Annotated in this window: 18 protein-coding genes; 14 read left to right on the top strand and 4 right to left on the bottom strand. The window is 70.3% G+C overall.

Annotated elements, in window-relative coordinates; genetic code table 11:
• The first annotated feature begins 101 nt into the window (after positions 1-101).
• The 8 genes from rimP to truB all read left to right on the top strand — a co-directional run bounded on the left by rimP (position 102) and on the right by truB (position 7941).
• Positions 102-587: a ribosome maturation factor RimP gene (gene rimP / locus ACIBP6_RS23200; RefSeq protein WP_397055190.1), complete on the top strand. Its 486-nt coding sequence runs from the start codon at positions 102-104 to the stop codon at positions 585-587.
• An 11-nt stretch (positions 588-598) separates the two neighbouring features.
• Positions 599-1603: a transcription termination factor NusA gene (gene nusA / locus ACIBP6_RS23195; protein WP_397055188.1), complete on the top strand. Its 1005-nt coding sequence runs from the start codon at positions 599-601 to the stop codon at positions 1601-1603.
• On the top strand, positions 1587-1886 hold the full coding sequence (locus ACIBP6_RS23190; protein WP_397055186.1) for a YlxR family protein: 300 nt from the start codon (positions 1587-1589) through the stop codon (positions 1884-1886). The genes nusA and ACIBP6_RS23190 overlap by 17 nt, the downstream gene beginning before the upstream one ends.
• Before the next feature lie 125 nt (positions 1887-2011).
• Positions 2012-5110, top strand: coding sequence for a translation initiation factor IF-2 (gene infB, locus ACIBP6_RS23185; RefSeq protein WP_397055184.1), 3099 nt, complete (start codon positions 2012-2014; stop codon positions 5108-5110).
• 120 nt (positions 5111-5230) lie between these two features.
• Positions 5231-5527, top strand: coding sequence for a DUF503 domain-containing protein (locus ACIBP6_RS23180; protein WP_397055182.1), 297 nt, complete (start codon positions 5231-5233; stop codon positions 5525-5527).
• 39 nt (positions 5528-5566) lie between these two features.
• Complete coding sequence (rbfA, locus tag ACIBP6_RS23175) at positions 5567-6031, top strand: 30S ribosome-binding factor RbfA (RefSeq protein ID WP_132613997.1); 465 nt, start codon at positions 5567-5569, stop codon at positions 6029-6031.
• Between the two features lie 53 nt (positions 6032-6084).
• Complete coding sequence (locus ACIBP6_RS23170) at positions 6085-7068, top strand: bifunctional oligoribonuclease/PAP phosphatase NrnA (RefSeq protein ID WP_397055180.1); 984 nt, start codon at positions 6085-6087, stop codon at positions 7066-7068.
• A complete protein-coding gene (gene truB, locus ACIBP6_RS23165; RefSeq protein WP_397055178.1) occupies positions 7069-7941 on the top strand; it encodes a tRNA pseudouridine(55) synthase TruB in 873 nt (290 codons plus the stop codon). It begins immediately after the preceding gene.
• 222 nt (positions 7942-8163) lie between these two features.
• Here the strand turns inward: truB and ACIBP6_RS23160 are convergent, their stop codons facing one another.
• Entirely contained in the window at positions 8164-9186 is a 1023-nt protein-coding gene (locus ACIBP6_RS23160; protein ID WP_397055176.1) for a TRM11 family SAM-dependent methyltransferase, read from the bottom strand.
• A gap of 81 nt (positions 9187-9267) precedes the next feature.
• On the opposite strand from ACIBP6_RS23160, the gene ACIBP6_RS23155 reads away from it, so the two are divergent.
• The 6 genes from ACIBP6_RS23155 (at position 9268) to ACIBP6_RS23130 (ending at position 16067) form a co-directional block, all read left to right on the top strand.
• Entirely contained in the window at positions 9268-10194 is a 927-nt protein-coding gene (locus ACIBP6_RS23155; RefSeq protein ID WP_397055174.1) for a bifunctional riboflavin kinase/FAD synthetase, read from the top strand.
• A gap of 214 nt (positions 10195-10408) precedes the next feature.
• Positions 10409-10678, top strand: coding sequence for a 30S ribosomal protein S15 (gene rpsO / locus ACIBP6_RS23150; RefSeq protein ID WP_132616044.1), 270 nt, complete (start codon positions 10409-10411; stop codon positions 10676-10678).
• Between the two features lie 297 nt (positions 10679-10975).
• Complete coding sequence (locus ACIBP6_RS23145) at positions 10976-13309, top strand: polyribonucleotide nucleotidyltransferase (RefSeq protein ID WP_397055172.1); 2334 nt, start codon at positions 10976-10978, stop codon at positions 13307-13309.
• A complete protein-coding gene (locus ACIBP6_RS23140; protein WP_132616048.1) occupies positions 13306-14616 on the top strand; it encodes a M16 family metallopeptidase in 1311 nt (436 codons plus the stop codon). The genes ACIBP6_RS23145 and ACIBP6_RS23140 overlap by 4 nt, the downstream gene beginning before the upstream one ends.
• 66 nt (positions 14617-14682) lie before the next feature.
• A complete protein-coding gene (gene dapB / locus ACIBP6_RS23135) occupies positions 14683-15420 on the top strand; it encodes a 4-hydroxy-tetrahydrodipicolinate reductase (protein ID WP_397055170.1) in 738 nt (245 codons plus the stop codon).
• Between the two features lie 140 nt (positions 15421-15560).
• Positions 15561-16067: a GNAT family N-acetyltransferase gene (locus ACIBP6_RS23130; protein ID WP_397055168.1), complete on the top strand. Its 507-nt coding sequence runs from the start codon at positions 15561-15563 to the stop codon at positions 16065-16067.
• Between the two features lie 226 nt (positions 16068-16293).
• Here the strand turns inward: ACIBP6_RS23130 and ACIBP6_RS23125 are convergent, their stop codons facing one another.
• Genes ACIBP6_RS23125 through ACIBP6_RS23115 form a run of 3 tightly spaced genes read right to left on the bottom strand, consistent with a single transcriptional unit; the run spans position 16294 to position 18825 of the window.
• Entirely contained in the window at positions 16294-17307 is a 1014-nt protein-coding gene (locus ACIBP6_RS23125; RefSeq protein ID WP_397055166.1) for an adenosine deaminase, read from the bottom strand.
• A gap of 10 nt (positions 17308-17317) precedes the next feature.
• Positions 17318-18193 (bottom strand): 1,4-dihydroxy-2-naphthoate polyprenyltransferase, encoded by an 876-nt coding sequence (locus ACIBP6_RS23120; RefSeq protein WP_397055164.1) that lies wholly within the window; start codon positions 18191-18193, stop codon positions 17318-17320.
• 23 nt (positions 18194-18216) lie between these two features.
• A complete protein-coding gene (locus ACIBP6_RS23115) occupies positions 18217-18825 on the bottom strand; it encodes a GNAT family N-acetyltransferase (protein ID WP_165969904.1) in 609 nt (202 codons plus the stop codon).

Here is an 18825-nt window from a genome sequence, read left to right as displayed (position 1 = left end):
ACGGATAGGGTGTCAACTGTCGTCGCTGGCCGAGCTGTCAGACGGCGGAGAGCCAGAGGCGAGGTCCGCCCGGCTGAGACATGACAATAGGGGAGGTCGATATGGGCAGCGCATCACCCCGCGACCACCTGATGAAGCTCCTGGAGCCCGTGGTCAGCGCGGAGGGCCTCGATCTGGAGGACATCACGGTCACCCAGGCGGGCAGGCGACGGATCCTGCGCGTGATCGTCGACCGTGACGGCGGCGTGAGCCTCGACGACGTGGCCGACGTGAGCCAGGCCGTCTCCGCGGCGCTCGACGACGACGACGCGATGGGCCAGAGCGCCTACACGCTCGAGGTCTCCTCGCCCGGTGTCGACCGTCCGCTCACCGAGCCGCGCCACTGGCGGCGCGCGGCCAAACGGCTGGTGAAGGCGGAGATGAGAGACGGCACCGTGATGGAGGGCCGCATTCTGGGCGCCGACGAGAGCGGCGTCGACCTCGACGTCGCCGGCACGGCGCGCAAGCTTGATTACAAGGACCTGACCCGGGGACGGGTACAGGTGGAATTCCGCCGGATCGACGACGTCGACGGCGACGAGGGCTAGGGGGAGCCGCCGTGGACATCGACATGAGCGTCCTGCGCAGCCTGGAGCGGGAGAAGGACATCTCCTTCGACCTGGTCGTCAAGGCGATCGAGGACGCGCTGCTGATCGCATACTTCCGCACCGACGGTGCCGCTTCCAAGGCGCGGGCGGAGCTCGACCGCGCGACCGGTCACGTCATGATCTGGGCTGCCGAGATCGACGAGGACGGCGAGGTCGTCAGGGAATACGACGACACACCCAACAACTTCAGCAGGATCGCCGCGACCACCGCCAAACAGGTCATCCTGCAGCAGTTGCGCGACGCCGAGGACGAGATCAACTTCGGCGAGTTCGCCAGCCGCGAGGGCGAGCTGGTCTCCGGCGTCATCCAGCAGGGCAAGGACCCGCGCGTGGTGCTGGTCGACCTCGGCAAGATCGAGGCCGTGCTGCCGCACGCCGAGCAGGTCCCCGGTGAGGAATACGCGCACGGCGAGCGCATCCGCGCCTACGTGGTGCAGGTGAAGAAGGGCCACAAGGGCCCCTCCGTCACCCTGTCGCGCACGCATCCCGGGCTGGTGAAGAAGCTGTTCGCGCTGGAGGTGCCGGAGATCGCCGACGGCACCGTGGAGATCGCGGCGGTGGCGCGCGAGGCGGGCCACCGTACGAAGATCGCCGTCAGGTCGCGCAAGGCGGGCGTCAACGCCAAGGGCGCGTGCATCGGCCCGATGGGCTCGCGCGTGCGCAACGTGATGACCGAGTTGCACGGCGAGAAGATCGACATCATCGACTGGTCGGAAGATCCGGGCGAGTTCGTCGGGAATGCCCTGTCGCCCGCACGTGTTTCCCACGTCGAGGTTCTCGATCTGGACGGGCGGGTCGCGCGAGTGACGGTGCCCGACTACCAGCTCTCGCTGGCGATCGGCAAAGAGGGGCAAAATGCGCGGCTCGCGGCCAGGCTCACCGGATGGCGGATCGACATCCGTCCCGACACCCAAGCCGAGGACGCCGCCGGTTCCGTAGATGCGTCAACACGGTAAGCTGGAATATGGTGGCCAGGCAGCCCCGCAGCGCACCTGTGTGGGTTGCAGGGTTCGCACGGCTCAGTCCGAGCTGCTCCGCCTGGTGCGGGTAGAGGATCATGTGGTCCCCGACCTGCGAGGACGGCTCCCCGGTCGCGGTGCTTCACTGCATCCGTCCTTGAGTTGTCTGGAGCTTGCCGAGCGTCGCCGAGCGTTTCCGCGCGCGTTCCGCGTGACGGGGCCGCTTGACGTGTCGCCCGTGCGGGCGCACCTGGAGGGAGAACCACGAAATGTCATGTAGGACGCCGAGTTGATGGGCGGAGTCAGATTGCTATGAGCGCCTGATGAGCACGCGGCGATGAAGACGTCAAGGTAGCGACGGTCCGGACGGCACAGCCAGCCTCCCGGGCCGAGTAAGGGAGTGCAGTGGCGAAGGTCCGGGTATACGAGCTCGCTAAGGAGTTCGGCGTAGAGAGCAAGGTCGTCATGGCCAAGCTCCAAGAGATGGGAGAGTTCGTCCGTTCGGCGTCCTCGACCATCGAGGCGCCGGTGGTCCGCAGGCTCACCGAAGCTTTGGGCGCCTCTAAGGGGGGCCCCTCCAGGGGCGGCGGTCAGCCGTCCAACAGGCCGCAGCCGCCAAGGGCTGCGCCCCGGCCGGGCGAGAGCCAGGCCGGCAACGGCGCCGGACAGGCTCCGGTTCCAGTTCCGCCGCGTCCGGCTCCCAAGCCCGGTCCGCGGCCCAGCCCCGCGGGCGGCGGTCAGCCGCGTCCGCAGGTGCCGCCGATGCCGCAGCAGCAGCCCCAGCCGCAGCAGCCGCAGCAGCCCGAGGCTGCGCGCGGCGAGACCTCCGGGGCTCCTCAGGCGCGCTTCGAGAGCGGCGCGCCCACACGTCCGGCTCCGGGCCCGAGGCCCGGTCCCGCCGCACGTCCGGGTCCCAAGCCCGGCCCGGCGCCCCGTCCGGGGCCCTCGGGTGGCGGCGGTTCCCAGCAGGCGCCGCGTTCCGGCGGCCCCGGTGGCGGCGGCCCGCGTCCCGGTCCGGGTCCCAAGCCCGGCCCGCGTGGCCCGCGTCCCGGCAACAACCCGTTCTCGTCCAACGCCAGCGGCATGGGTCAGTCGCGCCCGCGTCCGGGAGGCAACCGCGAGGGTGGCGGTCCCGGTCAGCGCGAGCGTCGTGACGGTCCGCCGCGCGACGGCGCGATGCCGCGTCCGCCGCAGGGTCGGTCCGGCCCCGACGCCAGGCCCGGCTCCGGTGGCGCGCGTCCCGGCCCGCCGGCCGGCGGCCCGCGTCCGGGTCCCGGTGCGGGTGGTCCCCGTCCGGGTGGCCCGCGGCCCAACCCGATGATGATGCCGCAGGGTCGTCCTGCCGGTGGTCCCGGCGCCGGTCGTCCCGGTGGCGGTGGCGGCGGCGGTCGTCCCGGTGGCGGTGGCGGCGGTGGCCGTCCCGGCGGTGGTGGCGGCGGTGGTCGTCCCGGTGGCGGCGGCGGTTTCGCCGGCCGGCCGGGTGGCGGCGGCACCGGTCAGCGCACCGGCACCGGCGGTCCCGGTGGCGGCGGCTTCGGCGGTCGTCCCGGTGGCGGCGGTCGTGGCCGTGGCGGCGGCACCGCGGGAGCCTTCGGGCGTCCCGGCGGCCGTCCGGCCCGTGGCCGCAAGTCCAAGCGTCAGAGGCGCCAGGAGTTCGACAACATGTCGGCGCCGGCGATCGGCGGTGTGCAGGTCGCTCGCGGTAACGGCGCGACGATCCGGCTGCCGCGCGGCGCGTCGCTGTCCGACTTCGCCGACCGCATCGGCGCCAACCCCGCCTCGCTCGTGCAGATCATGCTGCACCTCGGCGAGATGGTGACGGCGACGCAGTCGGTCAACGAGGAGACGCTGCAGCTGCTCGGCGCCGAGCTCGACTACAACATCCAGGTCGTCAGCCCGGAGGAGGAGGACCGCGAGCTTCTCGAGGCCTTCGACATCGAGTTCGGCGAGGACGAGGGCGACGAGGCCGACCTGGCCGCGCGTCCCCCGGTCGTGACCGTCATGGGTCACGTCGACCACGGTAAGACCAAGCTGCTCGACGCCATCCGCAAGACCAACGTGGTGGCGCGCGAGGCGGGTGGCATCACCCAGCACATCGGTGCTTACCAGGTCTCCACCGAGCACGAGGGCCAAGACCGGAGGGTCACCTTCATCGACACCCCGGGTCACGAGGCGTTCACCGCCATGCGTGCCCGAGGCGCCAAGTCCACCGACATCGCGGTGCTGGTGGTCGCGGCCGACGACGGTGTGAAGCCGCAGACGATCGAGGCCCTCAACCACGCCCAGGCGGCGGAGGTGCCGGTCGTGGTCGCGGTCAACAAGGTCGACAAGGAGGGCGCCGACCCCAACAAGGTGCGCGCCCAGCTCACCGAGTACGGCCTGGTGGCCGAGGAGTTCGGCGGCTCGACCCTGTTCGTCGACATCTCGGCGAAGAACGGCACGGGCATCGACGAGCTCCTCGAGGCGATCCTGCTGACCGCCGACGCCGAGCTCGACCTGCGGGCCAACCCGACGATGGACGCGCAGGGCATCGCGATCGAGGCTCACCTCGACAAGGGCCGCGGCCCCGTCGCGACCGTCCTGGTCCAGCGCGGCACGCTGCGGGTCGGCGACTCGATCGTGTGCGGCGAGGCCTTCGGCCGAGTCCGCGCGATGCTCGACGACAACGGCGACGCGGTCGAGGAGGCCACGCCGTCGCGTCCGGTCCTGGTGATGGGTCTGACGGCCGTGCCGAGCGCCGGTGACAACTTCATCGTGGTCACCGACGACCGGATGGCCCGGCAGATCGCCCAGCAGCGCGCGGCGCGCAAGCGCAGCGCCGACATGGCGAAGTCGAGCCGTCGCCGCACCCTCGAAGAGCTGTTCAGCGACCTTGAGAAGGGTCGCGTCGACGAGCTCAAGCTCATCATCAAGGGTGACGTGTCCGGTTCGGTCGAGGCCCTGGAAGACGCCCTGCTCAAGATCGACGTCGGCGACGAGGTCAGGCTCCGAGTCCTGCACCGCGCGGTCGGCGCCATCACCGAGTACGACGTCAACCTGGCCGTCGCCGACGACAACGCGGTCATCATCGGCTTCAACGTCCGCCCCGAGCCTCGGGCGCGCGATCTGGCCGAGCGCGAGGGCGTCGACATCCGCTACTACTCGGTCATCTACCAGGCGATCGAGGAAATCGAAGCGGCGCTCAAGGGCATGCTCAAGCCCGAGTTCGAAGAGGTCCAGATGGGCACGGCGGAGGTCCGCGAGGTCTTCAAGGTGCCGAAGATCGGCAACGTCGCCGGTTCGCTGGTCCGCTCCGGCGTGATCGTCCGTAACAGCAAGGCCAGGGTGATCCGCGATGGCGTCGTCATCGCCGACAACCTGACCGTCTCGTCGCTGCGTCGGTTCAAGGATGACGCGACCGAGGTCCGCGAGGGCTTCGAGTGCGGTATCGGGGTCGGCTACAACGACATCCGGATCGACGACGTGATCGAGACGTTCGAGATGCGGGAGAAGCCGCGCGTGTGATGCGCGGCCGGGCGCCCGGCGGGACATCCGCCGGGCGCCTCTCGCACGCCCAGGCCTGGTTCCCACCGCAGCAGGCCGGCCGTGCTTCCACCCCACCAGGCCAAGCGGTGGTTACCAACGATGTATGTGGGTGCTCTTACCCTGGACATCCTGCTGGGCGATGTCAGGTCGCTGAAGCAGAAGCGCGCTGTCGTCCGGCCGTTGATCGCCGAGCTGCAGCGCCGTTATCCCAGCGTCGCGGTGGCCGAGACCGGACATCTCGACCTGCACCGCAGGGCTGAGGTCGGCGTGGCGGTGGTGTCGGCCTCCGCGGGCAACTGCAAGGAGGTCCTCGACGCGTGCGAGCGTATGGTGGCTTTCCGGCCCGAGATCGAGCTGCTGTCGGCCCGGCACCGGCTCTACAACGACGAAGATTGAACGAACAGCACGCCAGGTCGTGCGTGAGGGGGAGCGAACATGGTGGATGCCGCACGAGCGCGCAAGCTCGCCGACCGCATCCAGCAGATCGTCGCCGAGATGCTGGAGCGCCGGATCAAGGATCCCCGTCTGGGCTTCGTCACCGTGACCGACACGCGCATCACCGCTGATCTGCGCGATGCGACGGTGTTCTACACGGTGTTCGGCTCCGAGGCGGAGCGGGCCGACAGCGCGGCCGCTCTGGAGAGCGCCAAGGGCATCATCCGCTCCGAGGTGGGCCGTCAGACCGGTGTGCGTTTCGCTCCCACGCTGACGTTCAAGCATGACCCGCTGCCCGACAGCGCCCGCCACCTCGACGACCTCATCAATGCCGCGCGGGCGCGCGACGCCGAGGTGGCCCGTCAGGCGCAGACCGCGGCCTACGCGGGTGAGCCCGACCCCTACAGGAAGCCGGAGGAAGGCCCCGGCGAGGGGCCCGAGTCCGGCGGGGAAGACCAGGCGTGACACCCGACGTGCGTGACCGGGCCGGCCGTCCGCACCGCGTGGACCGTCGGCCCATGGAGAGCTGCCCGATCCCCGACTCCCAGTGGGAGCGGGCCCTTGAGCTGATCGGCCGCGCCGACGAGGTGGCGCTGGCCTGCCACGTCACCCCTGACGGCGACGCGCTCGGCTCGATGCTGGCGGTGGCCTTCACGCTGCGCCGGATGGGCAAGCGGGTGGTGGCGTCGTTCGGCGACCGCCACTTCGTGGTGCCGCGGCTGCTGCGGTTCCTGCCGGGCCAGGACATGCTCGTGGCACCGGAGGACTACCCGGCAGAGCCCGAGCTGATGATCGTGTTCGACGCCTCGACGTTCGAGCGGCTCGGGCTGCTGTGCTCGAACGCCGCCACCGCGCGCGAGGTCATCGTGGTCGACCACCACCCGTCCAACGGCGGGTTCGGCACGCTCGGCCTCATCGACGCCAAGGCGGCGGCCACGGCCATGCTGGCCGAGCAGCTCGTCTACCGCCTCGGCGGGCGTCTGGACCGTGACATCGCCACCTGCCTGTACGCCGGGCTGGTGACCGACACCGGCTCCTTCCGCCACTCCTCCGTCACGCCCGCCGTCCACCAGATGGCGGCCAGGCTCGTGGCGACGGGGCTGCGTACCGACGAGATCGCCCGGGAGCTGTGGGACCGCTCGCCGTTCGGCTACCTCAAGGTGCTCGCCGCCGCGCTCGACCGGGTGACGCTGGAGGACGGCCTCGTCTCGACGTACGTCACGCGGGTCGACCGGGCCGCGTACGGGCTGCCGTACGCGGAGCTGGAGGGCATCATCGACATCGTCCGGCGCACCGACGAGGCCGAGGTCGCGGTCGTTCTCAAGGAGGACGACCAGGGCGACTGGCAGGTCTCCACCAGGTCCAAGGGCCGCGTCGACGTGGGATCGGTGTGCGCGGCGCTGGGCGGCGGCGGCCACCACAACGCGGCCGGCTACACCTCCCACGACTCCGTGGAGGAGACCATGGCGAAGTTCCGGCGCGAGCTGCGGAAGGTCTGCTGAATGGCCGAGAGCGGTCTGATCATCGTCGACAAGCCGGCGGAGTGGACCTCCCACGACGTGGTGGCCAAGATGCGGCGCATCGCGGGCACCCGCCGGGTGGGCCACGCGGGCACGCTCGATCCGATGGCCACGGGCGTGCTGGTGATCGGCGTGGAGAAGGCGACCAGGCTGCTCGGGCACCTGACACTGACCGAGAAGGTGTACGAGGCGACGATCCGGCTCGGCGTCAGCACCAACACCGACGACGCCGAGGGCGAGGTCACCGCCGCCTCCTCGGCGGCCGGCGTCACCGAGGCGGAGATCCGCAAGGGCATCGAGGCGCTGACCGGTGAGATCATGCAGATCCCGCCGCAGGTGAGCGCGATCAAGGTGAACGGGCAGCGGGCGTACAAGATGGCGCGCGCGGGCGAGGAGGTCGAGCTCGCGGCCAGGCCCGTCACCGTGCGGGAGTTCGACGTACGCGAGATCCGGGCCGGCGGTGACGTCGTCGACGTGGACGCGGTCGTGACGTGTTCCAGCGGCACCTACATCCGCGCGCTGGCCCGCGACCTGGGGGCGGCGCTCGGCGTCGGCGGGCATCTGACGCGGTTGCGGCGCACCCGCGTGGGGCCGTACGACCTGTCGCTGGCCAGGACGGTCGAGCAGCTCGCCGAGGAGTGCGTGATCCTGCCGATCGCCGAGGCGGTGGCGGCGGCGTTCCCGCGCCGCGACGTCACGGCGGAGGAGGCCCGCGTCGTCGGCCACGGCGGCCGGCTGCCCGCGGCCGGCCTCGGCCCGGGACCGATCGGCGTGTTCGGCCCGGACGGCGCCTTGCTCGCGCTGGTCGAGGAGCAAGGCCGCACGGCCAAGCCCGTCGCGGTCTTCGTCAGCTGACCGCCCGCACACCGGAGCGCTGAGTGCGGTGGAGGGGGGATCGCCCCCGCCACCCCCAAGAGGCGAGCGGCGCCTGCGGTGTCCGCGGCGCACCAGGCACTACTCCCCGGACGCGGGCGCTCGGTGCGGAGGGCGTGGCAGGGTGCGCCCCGGAAGAGGCGAGCGTTGGCGGGGCGGGCGTGGCGGGGCGCGCCCGGAAGAGGCGAGCGTTGGCGGGGTGGGTCAGCGGGCGGGTTTGTGGGCGACGAGGATGTCGCGGACGATGGCCTGGTCGACCCAGTGTTCGAAGTCGGGATATTCCATGACCTGAAGGCCCGCGTCCAGCAGGATCTCGCCCAGCTCTGCGCGCGTGCCGCCGTAGGTGTTCCAGGCGATGCCCATCGCGCCGCCCGGGCGCAGCAGCTCGGCCCAGACCGGCACGGCCTGGCGCAGCAGCTCCAGCGGGCTGCGCGACAGGCCGCTCCCGCCCTTGCTGCCGTGCTGGACGCCGTAGGGCGCGTCGGTCACCAGCAGGTCGAACGAGCGGGGCTTGAAGAAGTCGCGGCTTTTGAGGGTGTCGGCGTTGACCACGGTCAGGTGTTGCACGTCACCGGCCTTGACCGCCTCCTTCGACAGCCCGAACGTCACGTTGAGCCGCCGCCCGACCAGCGCCCGCTCACGGCGCACCGGCACGGTCTCGGCGGTGTGCTTGAGCCGCTTGTTGCGCAGCCACGTCTTGATGAAGCCGGTGTAGGCCTCGAAGTCCTTGCCGTCGACGTCGATGCCGTAGGCGTCGTAGCCGTACATGAGGGCCTGGTTGAGGGTGGTGCCGCGGCCGCACAGCGGGTCGAACACCGAAAGCCCGTCGCCCAGCCCCTTGTCGCCGGCCAGCGCGGTGACGTTGAGCAGCAGCTTGGTGAAGTGCTCGTTGGTCTTGCCGGCGTATTTCTGGATGGTGATCAGGTCGCTGCTCAGCCGGTCGCGCGGGCGCATGGCCAGCGGGCGCAGCAGCTCGCCCTCCACGCCGAAGACGACGTAGACGGAGGACAGGTTGGACAGCAGCGCGACGTCGGCGTCGGCGAGCGGCCGCGCGGTCTCGAACGTCACGTAGGGGACGCCACCGATCCGCGTCTCCTCGCTGCCCACGACGTCGACGTCGAGGGCCCGCGCGCTGAAGACGGCCAGCTCGGCGCGGGTCAGCCGGGCGGCGCTCTCGCCGTAGACCCGGTTGAAGGCAGGCAGGATCAGGAGCGCGTAACGAGGCATGATGCCCGATGATAGTGCCCTCGGTTGGAGCGGGCCGCGTCTCGCATGGCAGGCTTGTGCGCGTTGACCGGGAATGAGCGAATGGGGGCTGCGGTGCAGGGTTCGGGAAGGGCCGTCGTCACCGTCGGTGTGTACGACGGCGTCCACCTGGGGCACCAGCGGGTGGTGGAACGTACGGTGGCGGTCGCCCGCGAGCGGGGGCTGCGGGGCGTCGCCGTGACGTTCGAGCCGCATCCCGACGAGATCGTCCGGCCCGGCGCGCGACCGCAGCGGCTGACCAGCATGCGGCGCAGGATCGAGCTGCTGACCCGGCTGGGGATCGACGAGGTCCGGGTGGTGGAGTTCACGCCCGAGCTGGCGCGCGAGACCCCGGACGACTTCGCGCAGAGCGTGCTGACCGAGCGGCTGCGGGCGGCGGCGGTCGTCGTGGGGGAGGATTTCGTGTTCGGCCGTGACGCCAGCGGCGATGTCGAGATATTGCGGACGCTGGGCGAAAAATATGACTTCGCGGTGGAGGTCGTGCCCCGGCTCGACGACGTCTCCTCCACCGCCGTCCGCGAGCTCCTCACCGCCGGCGACGTCGAGACCGCCGCGGCCAGGCTCGGCCGGCCGCACCGCGTCGAGGGCATCGTCGTACGCGGCTACCAGCGCGGACGCGAGCTCGGCTTCCCCACCGCCAACGTCGAGACCCCGCAGCACACCGCGATCCCGGCCGACGGCGTCTACGCCGGATGGCTGCAGAGCGTCCCGGTGGCCAACCTCCCCACCCTGTACGAGGGGCAGCGCTGGCCCGCGGCCATCTCCGTCGGCACCAACCCGACGTTCGAGGACGTGCCGCGCACGGTCGAGGCGTACGCGCTCGACCGCGACGACCTGGATCTCTACGGCACGCACGTAGCGGTGGAGTTCGCGGCGCGCCTGCGCGGCAACACCCGCTTCGACTCGATCGACGCCCTGATCGCCCAGATCCACGACGATGTGGCGGCCACCCGACGTCTGACGAGCTGACACTGACGAGCTGACGTCTGACGAGCTGACGGCTCCCGTCTCCCGGCCCGCGACCACCCCGAGCATCCGGCACGAGGTGGTAACCTTGCATGTCGGCTCTGTAGCGGCGGAGCTGTCCGCTGCCCATGACGGCCTTCACGCGGCGACTGTAGGCACGCACGGTCGTTCGTCTGTCCATCTCATCGACGCGTGCCCGTAGAATCGAAGGAGAGCCGTGTCCCTCGACACCGCTGCCAAGAAGTCCATCATCAGCGAATACGCGACGGTCGAGGGCGACACCGGGTCGCCCGAGGTGCAGATCGCCCTGCTGAGCAAGCGCATCAGCGAGCTCACCGAGCACCTGAAGACGCACAAGCACGACCACCACAGCCGTCGTGGCCTGCTGCTGCTCGTGGGCCGTCGGCGCCGCCTGCTGAAGTACTTGCAGAAGATCGACATCCAGCGTTACCGCTCGCTCATCGAGCGGCTCGGCCTGCGCCGATAACATGGAAGGGAGCGGCCTCCGCGCCGCTCCCTTCTCATATGGGCACGACCGATATGAGCAGGCGCGTGGCGGCGTGAATCGGCCACGCGCCTGACGTACAACTGAAGATCCGAGACACACAGCCCCCGCGTCCGTCAGCACCATGCGACCCGCGACGCCTGCGGGCCGGTCCTCGGTAGTGGCTTCCGGTAGGACTCGATGTCCTCGACCGGGTGCTTCGATCGAAGACCGGCGCTGCACCTAACGAGGGTGCCGGTGAGAAAAGGGCGCGGGAGACCGACCACAAGGAGGTCCCCCGTGGAGGGTGTCCACACCGCTGAAGCCGTCATAGACAACGGTTCGTTCGGCACGCGCACGATCCGGTTCGAGACCGGTCGCCTCGCGCGTCAGGCGGCGGGTTCCGCCGTCGCCTATCTCGACAACGACACGATGGTGCTCTCGGCGACCACCGCGTCCAAGGCTCCGAAGGAGCAGTTCGACTTCTTCCCGCTGACGGTGGACGTCGAAGAGCGCATGTACGCCGCGGGCCGCATCCCCGGCTCGTTCTTCCGCCGTGAGGGCCGTCCTTCCGAGGACGCCATCCTCACCTGCCGCCTGATCGACCGGCCGCTGCGCCCGTCGTTCGTCAAGGGCCTGCGCAACGAGGTGCAGGTCGTCGCAACGATCATGGCGCTCAACCCCGACCACCTCTACGACGTGGTCGCGATCAACGCCGCGTCCCTGTCCACGCAGCTGGCGGGCCTGCCGTTCTCCGGCCCGATCGGCGGCGTGCGGGTCGCGCTGATCGAGGGCCAGTGGGTGGCGTTCCCGACCCACCACGAGCTGGAGCGGGCCACGTTCGACATGGTCGTGGCGGGCCGCGTGCTCGACGACGGCGACGTCGCGATCATGATGGTCGAGGCCGAGTCCACCAAGGACACGCTGAAGCTGGTCGCCGACGGCGCCGTCGCGCCGACCGAGGAGGCCGTCGCGCAGGGCCTCGACGCCGCCAAGCCCTTCATCAAGGTGCTGTGCGAGGCGCAGTCGCGCATCGCGCGGGTCGCCGCCAAGGAGACGGCCGAGTTCCCGGTCTTCCTCGACTACCAGGAAGACACCTACGCCGCCGTCGAGGCAGCGATCAGGACCGAGCTGGCGGCCGCGCTGACCATCGCCGGCAAGCAGGAGCGCGAGAACGAGCTCGACAAGGTCAAGGCGCTGGCCGCCGAGAAGCTCCTGCCCGACTTCGAGGGCCGCGAGAAGGAGATCAGCGCCGCGTTCCGCGCGGTGATGAAGAAGCTCATGCGCGAGCGGGTCGTCAAGGAGGGCGTGCGCATCGACGGCCGCGGCACGAAGGACATCCGCGCGCTGTCCGCCGAGGTCCACGTGGTGCCCCGGGTGCACGGCTCGGCGCTGTTCGAGCGCGGCGAGACCCAGATCATGGGCATCACGACGCTCAACATGCTCCGCATGGAGCAGGTCATCGACACGCTCAACCCCGAGCGCACCAAGCGCTACATGCACAACTACAACTTCCCGCCCTACTCCACCGGTGAGACCGGCCGGGTGGGCTCGCCCAAGCGCCGCGAGATCGGTCACGGCGCGCTGGCCGAGCGGGCGCTGATCCCGGTGCTCCCGACCCGCGAGGAGTTCCCGTACGCCATCCGCCAGGTCTCCGAGGCGCTCGGCTCCAACGGCTCGACCTCGATGGGCTCGGTGTGCGCGTCCACGATGGCGCTGCTCGACGCCGGCGTGCCGCTCAAGGAGATGGTCGCGGGCATCGCGATGGGCCTGATCGGCGAGGGTGACACCTACGTCACGCTGACCGACATCCTCGGCGCCGAGGACGCCATGGGCGACATGGACTTCAAGGTCGCCGGCACCAAGGACCTCATCACCGCCCTGCAGCTCGACACCAAGCTCGACGGCATCCCGGCCCACGTGCTGGCCGGCGCGCTCAAGCAGGCCAAGGGCGCTCGCCTGGCGATCCTCGACGTGATGCAGGAGGCGATCGACTCCCCGGCGGAGATGAACCCGACCGCGCCGCGCATCATCACCATCAAGGTCCCGGTCGACAAGATCGGCGAGGTCATCGGCCCGAAGGGCAAGATGATCAACCAGATCCAGGACGACACGGGCGCCGAGATCACCATCGAGGACGACGGCACGATCTACATCGGCGCCACCGACGGCCCGTCCGCCGAGGCGGCGCGGTCGGCGATCAACGCGATCGCCAACCCGCACATGCCGGAGGTCGGCGAGCGCTACCTGGGCACGGTCGTCAAGATCGCGGCCTTCGGCGCGTTCGTCTCGCTCATGCCGGGCAAGGACGGCCTGCTGCACGTCTCGCAGATCCGCAAGCTGCACGGCGGCAAGCGCATCGAGAACGTCGAAGACGTGATGAGCGTCGGCGAGAAGATCCAGGTCGAGATCGCCGAGATCGACGGCCGCGGCAAGCTCTCGCTGGTGCCGGTCGAGGTCATCGAGAAGGAGGCCGCCGAGAAGGAGGCCAAGGGTGGGGCCGCCGAGGGTGACGACACCGACGTCCCGGCGCAGGCCGAGGCTTCGGGCGAGGACAAGTCCGAGCGGCCCCGTCGCACCCGTACGCGCGTGCGCACCACCCGCAGCGCCGAGGGAGACGACCGCAACTCGTGAGCACGACCACGCTGCACCCCGGCAAGGACGGAGCCGGGGTGGTAAGGCGCACCGTCCTCCCGGGTGGGCTGCGCGTGGTGACCGAGACCATGCCGACCGTGCGTAGCGTCGCGGTCGGCATGTGGGTCGGCATCGGCTCGCGTGACGAGGCCCCCGAGCACATGGGGGCCACCCATTTCCTCGAGCACCTGCTGTTCAAGGGCACGGCCACCCGCGACGCCATGGAGATCTCCGCCTCCATCGAGGGCATCGGCGGTGAGATCAACGCCTTCACCGCCAAGGAGTACACCTGCTACTACGCGCGGGTCCTCGACGAGGACCTGCCGATCGCGGTCGACGTGCTCGCCGATGTGGTGACGAGCTCCCTGGTGAGCGAGGAGGACGTCGAGTCGGAGCGTGGCGTGATCCTGGAGGAGATCGCCATGCACGACGACGACCCCTCCGACGTGGTGCACGAGCAGTTCGCCGCCGAGCTGTACGGCGACTCGCCGATCGGCCGCCCGATCCTCGGCACGGTCGAGTCGATCAACTCCCTGGCCCGGGAGCGGATCGCGGAGTACTACCGCCGCTACTACCGGCCCCGCCGCACCGTCGTCTCCGTCGCCGGCAACATCCGGCACGAGGAGGTCGTCGAGCTCGTCACCCGCGCCTACGAGCGGGCGGGCGCGCTGAGCGGCGCGGCGGAGTTCGCCCCGCCGCGCACGAGCGGCCCCGGAGCCGAGACGCGCTCCGGCGTACGCGTGCTCGACCGGCCCACCGAGCAGGCCAACCTGGTGCTCGGCACGACCGGCCTGGCCCGTACCGACGATCGCAGGTTCGCGATGGGTGTGCTCAACGCCGCCCTGGGCGGCGGCATGTCGTCGCGGCTGTTCCAGGAGATCCGGGAGAAGCGCGGCCTGGCGTACTCCGCCTACAGCTACACCTCGGCCTACGCCGACACCGGCCAGTTCGGCATCTACGTGGGCTGCCTGCCCTCGAAGATCGACGACGTGCTGAAGATCTGCCGTGACGAGCTGGCCAGGGTCGTGACCGAGGGCCTGGCCGCCGACGAGATCATGCGCGGCAAGGGCCAGATGCGCGGCGGGCTCGTGCTGGGCCTGGAGGACACCGGCTCGCGCATGTCCCGCATCGGCAAGAACGACCTGGTCTACGACGAGCTCATGTCGGTCGACGAGGTGCTCGCGCGCATCGAGTCGGTCACCCCTGACGAGATCTCCGAGGTGGCCCGCGACGTGCTCAACCGGCCGCTCACGCTCGCCGTGATCGGCCCGTACGGCGACAAGGACTTCTCCGACGCCATCCGCTGAGTCCCGGCGGGCCGCCGGTCGCGGCCCGCCGCTTCGGCTCCGGGCAGGTGGGATAGGGTTGGCCGTGTGATCAAGGTAGGTGTGCTCGGCGCCCGCGGCCGTGTGGGCGTGGAGGTGTGCAAGGCGGTCGAGGCGGCCTCCGACATGGAGCTCGTGGCCGCGCTCGACAAGGACGACTCCATCGAGGGGCTGCAGGACGCGGAGGTGGTGGTCGACTTCACCCACCCCGACGTGGTCATGGGCAACCTCGAATGGGCGATCGGTCACGGCATCCACCCGGTGGTCGGCACGACCGGCTTCGACGAGGGCCGGCTGGAGGCCGTACGCGGGTGGCTGGCGGCCTCGCCGGGCACCAACTGCCTGATCGCCCCCAACTTCGGCATCGCGGCCGTGCTGATGATGCACTTCGCCCAGCAGGCGGCGCGCTACTTCGAGTCCGTCGAGATCGTCGAGCTGCACCACCCCAACAAGGCCGACGCGCCCTCCGGCACGGCCCGCCGTACGGCGGAGCTGGTGGCCGAGGCGCGGTCCAAGGCCGGGCTGGGCGCGATGCCCGACGCGACGACCACCGCGCTCGACGGTTCGCGCGGGGCCGACGTCGGCGGCGTGCACGTCCACGCGGTGCGCCTGTCGGGGCTGATCGCGCACCAGGAGGTGCTGCTCGGCGGCGACGGCGAGATCCTGACGATCCGCCACGACACGATGAGCAGGTCGGCGTTCGCGCCGGGCGTGCTGCTGGGCGTGCGCAGGGTGCGCGAGGTGCCCGGCCTGACGGTGGGTCTAGAGCCGCTGCTCGACCTTTGATCGCCGTACACGACGTGCCCACCACCGAGTGGTAATGGGCACGTCGTGAGGAGAGGGTCCCGGCTCCGCACAGCCGGGCCTACGATCATCAACCCTAATACGAGCGGCGAGATCCGCCCGAAACATGAGATCGTGTCGCCATGGTGCGATGGGCTCAAGCCGCCGAACTTCCCGGGCTGGTCGCTGTCGAGCTGGCCGCCGACAGGCTGTTCGAGCAGGTGGGCATCGTCTTCCCGCCCGGCACGACCATGATCGAGGATGTTGGCGACCCCGGTTCGGTGCTGGTCGAGGGCGAGCCGCCGGCCGGGTTCGCGCTGATCGGGCAGGCGGACGGCAACGTCCATCTCGACCAGCTCGCCGTCCACCCCGACAGCATGCGGCGGGGCATCGGCGGGCGGCTGCTGGCGGCCGTGGTCGACCACGCGCGGGCCGCGGGCGCGCCCGCCGTGACGCTGACGACCTACCGCGACGTGCCGTGGAACGCGCCCTGGTATGCGCGGCACGGCTTCTCCGTGCTGCCCGAGAGCGTGTGGGGGCCGCGGCTGCGGGCGCTGGTGAAGCATGAGCGCGAGCTGGGCATCGAGGTCGCGCCCCGCGTGGTGATGAGCCGCGCCACCGAGATCGGGGATGACGTGGCTTTCCGCTGATCTTCACCGTCTGATGCCCTTGGTGTCTGGCGAGTGACAAACCCCGGGCGCACCACCCAAGCGGTCGCGAAGAAGGGGCTGCTGTTCCGCAACCGCGACTACACCGGCTGGGCTCGGCGACGGCGATCCTCATCGTCGCCGGAGTCCTGGCCGCCATCGCGGCGAGCAGGCACCTCGCCGACGGCCTGCGCGTGCTCGACCAGCCGATCGAGGAGGCCACGGCGGGTTAGCGGGGCTGCCCCGCCGCCACGTACGCGTCGATCTCGGAGAGGTAGGCGTCCTTGAGGTGACGCGGCAGCCAGGCGATCTCGAAGGCGTTGCGTTCTAGATCGGCCAGCTCCTCGCGGGTGAGCTGGAGCGCGCCCTGCAGCGCCTCCAGGTTCTCCCGCACGTAGCCGGAGAAGTACGCCGGATCGTCGGAGTTGACCGTCACCCGCACGCCGAGGTCCATCAGCTTGCGGATGCCCTCGGCCTTCATGCCCTCGCTGACGTAGCCGTTGGAGATCGGGCAGCAGGTCAGCCCGAGACCCCGCTCCAGCACCGCCTCCACCAGCCGCAGGTCCGCAAGGACGTTGACGCCGTGGTCGATCCGGTCGACGCCGATCTCCTCGATCGCCTGGCGGATGTGCTCGACCGTGTCGTCCTGGTCGATGTCGCAGTGCATGGTGAGCAGATAGCCCTCCTGCCTGGCCCGCTCGTAGACGGCGGCGAACTTGCGCGGCGGGTTGCCCTTCTCGTCGGAGTCGAGCCCCACGCCGGCGATCCACTCCTTGTACGGCAGCGACTCCAGCAGCGTCGCCATCGCGTACTCGGCCTGGAAGTCGCGCAGGAAGCACATGATGAGCTGGGCCCGCACGCCGAGCCGCGCGTCGGCGTCCAGCAGCGCCCGCCGCAGCCCGCGGATCACCACGTCGAACGGCACCCCGCGCGAGGTGTGGGCCTGCGGGTCGAAGAAGATCTCGGCGTAGCGGACGTTCTGCTCGGCGGCCTTGCTCAGGTAGGCCATGGCCAGGTCGTAGAAATCGGGCTCGGTGCGCAGCACCCGCATGCCCTCGTAGTAGATCCTGAGGAACGACGGCAGACTGTCGAAGGTGTAGGCCGCGCGCATCTCCTCGACGCTCGCGTACGGCAGCTCCAAGCCGTTGCGCGCGGCCAGCTCGAACTTGAGCTCGGGCTCCAGGGTGCCCTCGATGTGCAGGTGGAGCTCTGCCTTGGGCAGCCCGGCGATGAAATCCCTCACCCGACCCAGACTAGAAGACGAGCGAGAGCCCCACCGCGAAGAGCAGCCCGTAGGCCATCTGCAGCTTGCCCGTCTGCTGGAGCGCCGCGATCAGGGCGGGGCCCACGGCCTTGCTCAGCACCACCCGGATGGGGGAGATGGCCAGCGGCGCGGCGAGCAGCACCAGGGCCGCCCACGGCGTGATCGGGATCATCGCCAGCGCCACCACGAACGGCACGATCTGGCAGGCGACGTAGAGCGTGCGGGTGCGCTCGGCGCCGAGCGCCACGGCCAGCGTGCGCTTGCCCGTCTCGCCGTCGGTGCGGACGTCGCGCAGGTTGTTGACCACGAGCATCGAGCAGGAGAGCAGTCCGACGGGGATGGAGGCGATCAGCGCCGCCCAGCTCAGCTGCTCGGTCTGCACGTACGTGGTGCCGACCACCGGGACGACTCCGAAGAACAGGAAAACGGCCACCTCGCCCAGCCCGCGGTAGCCGTACGGGCGGCTGCCGCCGGTGTAGAACCAGGCGGCCGCGATGCACGCCGCGCCGACCAGCAGTATCCACCACGCCTGCGTCGCGATCACCAAAATGAGCCCGAGCACCGCCGCGACCCCGAAGGAGCCCAGCGCGGCCGTCAGCACCTGCCGCGGCGTCGCCGCCCGCGAGCCCACCAACCGCATCGGGCCGACCCGCTGGTCGTCGGTGCCACGGATGCCGTCGCTGTAGTCATTGGCGTAGTTGACGCCGATCTGCAGCGACAACGCTACGAGAAGGGCCAAAATCGCCCGCCACCATACGAATCCGCCTTCGCCGACGGCCACACCTGTGCCCACCATCACGGGCACGATCGCATTGGGCAGGGTACGCGGGCGGGCGCCCGCGATCCACTGGCCTGGGGTTGCCATGTTGTCTACCTCAAGTCAACTGATCAACTGATGTCGGTGGCAAGCCGGACCATTCGGATCGGGCGGCCCATGTCGAGGACGCGCTCGGCCATGTCCTCGCCCCAACCGGCCGACTCCAGGAAGCCGAGCACAGCGTAGTTGTCAGCGAAGACCCAGGTCACGATCTGCCGGAACCCATCTTCGCGCAGGTAGTCAACAGTGGCGTTGAGCAGGCGGCTGCCATGCCCCCGGCGGACGAAGTCGGGGTCGACGAGCAGTGTCAGCATCTCGGCCACCACACTGGGGTCGAGATCGGGATCTTCAGCGGGAGCGTGTGAGGCCAGGCCCACCACGCGTTCGCCGCCGCGGGGCGTCACCAGTGCGGCGCTGCCGCCCGCGCCGAGCGCGGGGAAGCCTTCGGTGTCGAGGATGGTCTCCACCGCCACCAGCACCCGGTGCCGGGGGCTGGGCGGGGCGACGATCGCCTCGTCCCACTGGCGCAGCCACATCTTCTCGGCCGCCGGGCCTGTCATCTGCTCGAGTGGGCCCTCGGGGAGGAAGTCCCGGTAGCCGTAACGCCAGGCGCGGATCTGACAATTCGCCACCTGAAGTACATCCTCGCGCCGGGCCGCCCGGACGCCTACGTCTGCCAT

It is taken from the genome of Nonomuraea terrae (assembly GCF_044465245.1).
Classification (GTDB): domain Bacteria; phylum Actinomycetota; class Actinomycetes; order Streptosporangiales; family Streptosporangiaceae; genus Nonomuraea; species Nonomuraea terrae.
The sequence above is the reverse complement of the archived record's forward strand: the minus strand, read 5'-3'. Positions and strand labels throughout refer to the sequence as shown.

Coding starts and splice junctions, on each gene's coding strand:
- rimP (WP_397055190.1), top strand. CDS start 102: ATGGGCAGCGCATCACCCCGCGACCACCTGATGAAGCTCCTGGAGCCC.
- ACIBP6_RS23190 (WP_397055186.1), top strand. CDS start 1,587: ATGCGTCAACACGGTAAGCTGGAATATGGTGGCCAGGCAGCCCCGCAG.
- ACIBP6_RS23180 (WP_397055182.1), top strand. CDS start 5,231: ATGTATGTGGGTGCTCTTACCCTGGACATCCTGCTGGGCGATGTCAGG.
- rbfA (WP_132613997.1), top strand. CDS start 5,567: ATGGTGGATGCCGCACGAGCGCGCAAGCTCGCCGACCGCATCCAGCAG.
- ACIBP6_RS23170 (WP_397055180.1), top strand. CDS start 6,085: ATGGAGAGCTGCCCGATCCCCGACTCCCAGTGGGAGCGGGCCCTTGAG.
- truB (WP_397055178.1), top strand. CDS start 7,069: ATGGCCGAGAGCGGTCTGATCATCGTCGACAAGCCGGCGGAGTGGACC.
- ACIBP6_RS23160 (WP_397055176.1), bottom strand. CDS start 9,186: ATGCCTCGTTACGCGCTCCTGATCCTGCCTGCCTTCAACCGGGTCTAC.
- ACIBP6_RS23155 (WP_397055174.1), top strand. CDS start 9,268: ATGGGGGCTGCGGTGCAGGGTTCGGGAAGGGCCGTCGTCACCGTCGGT.
- ACIBP6_RS23130 (WP_397055168.1), top strand. CDS start 15,561: ATGGTGCGATGGGCTCAAGCCGCCGAACTTCCCGGGCTGGTCGCTGTC.
- ACIBP6_RS23120 (WP_397055164.1), bottom strand. CDS start 18,193: ATGGCAACCCCAGGCCAGTGGATCGCGGGCGCCCGCCCGCGTACCCTG.
- ACIBP6_RS23115 (WP_165969904.1), bottom strand. CDS start 18,825: ATGGCAGACGTAGGCGTCCGGGCGGCCCGGCGCGAGGATGTACTTCAG.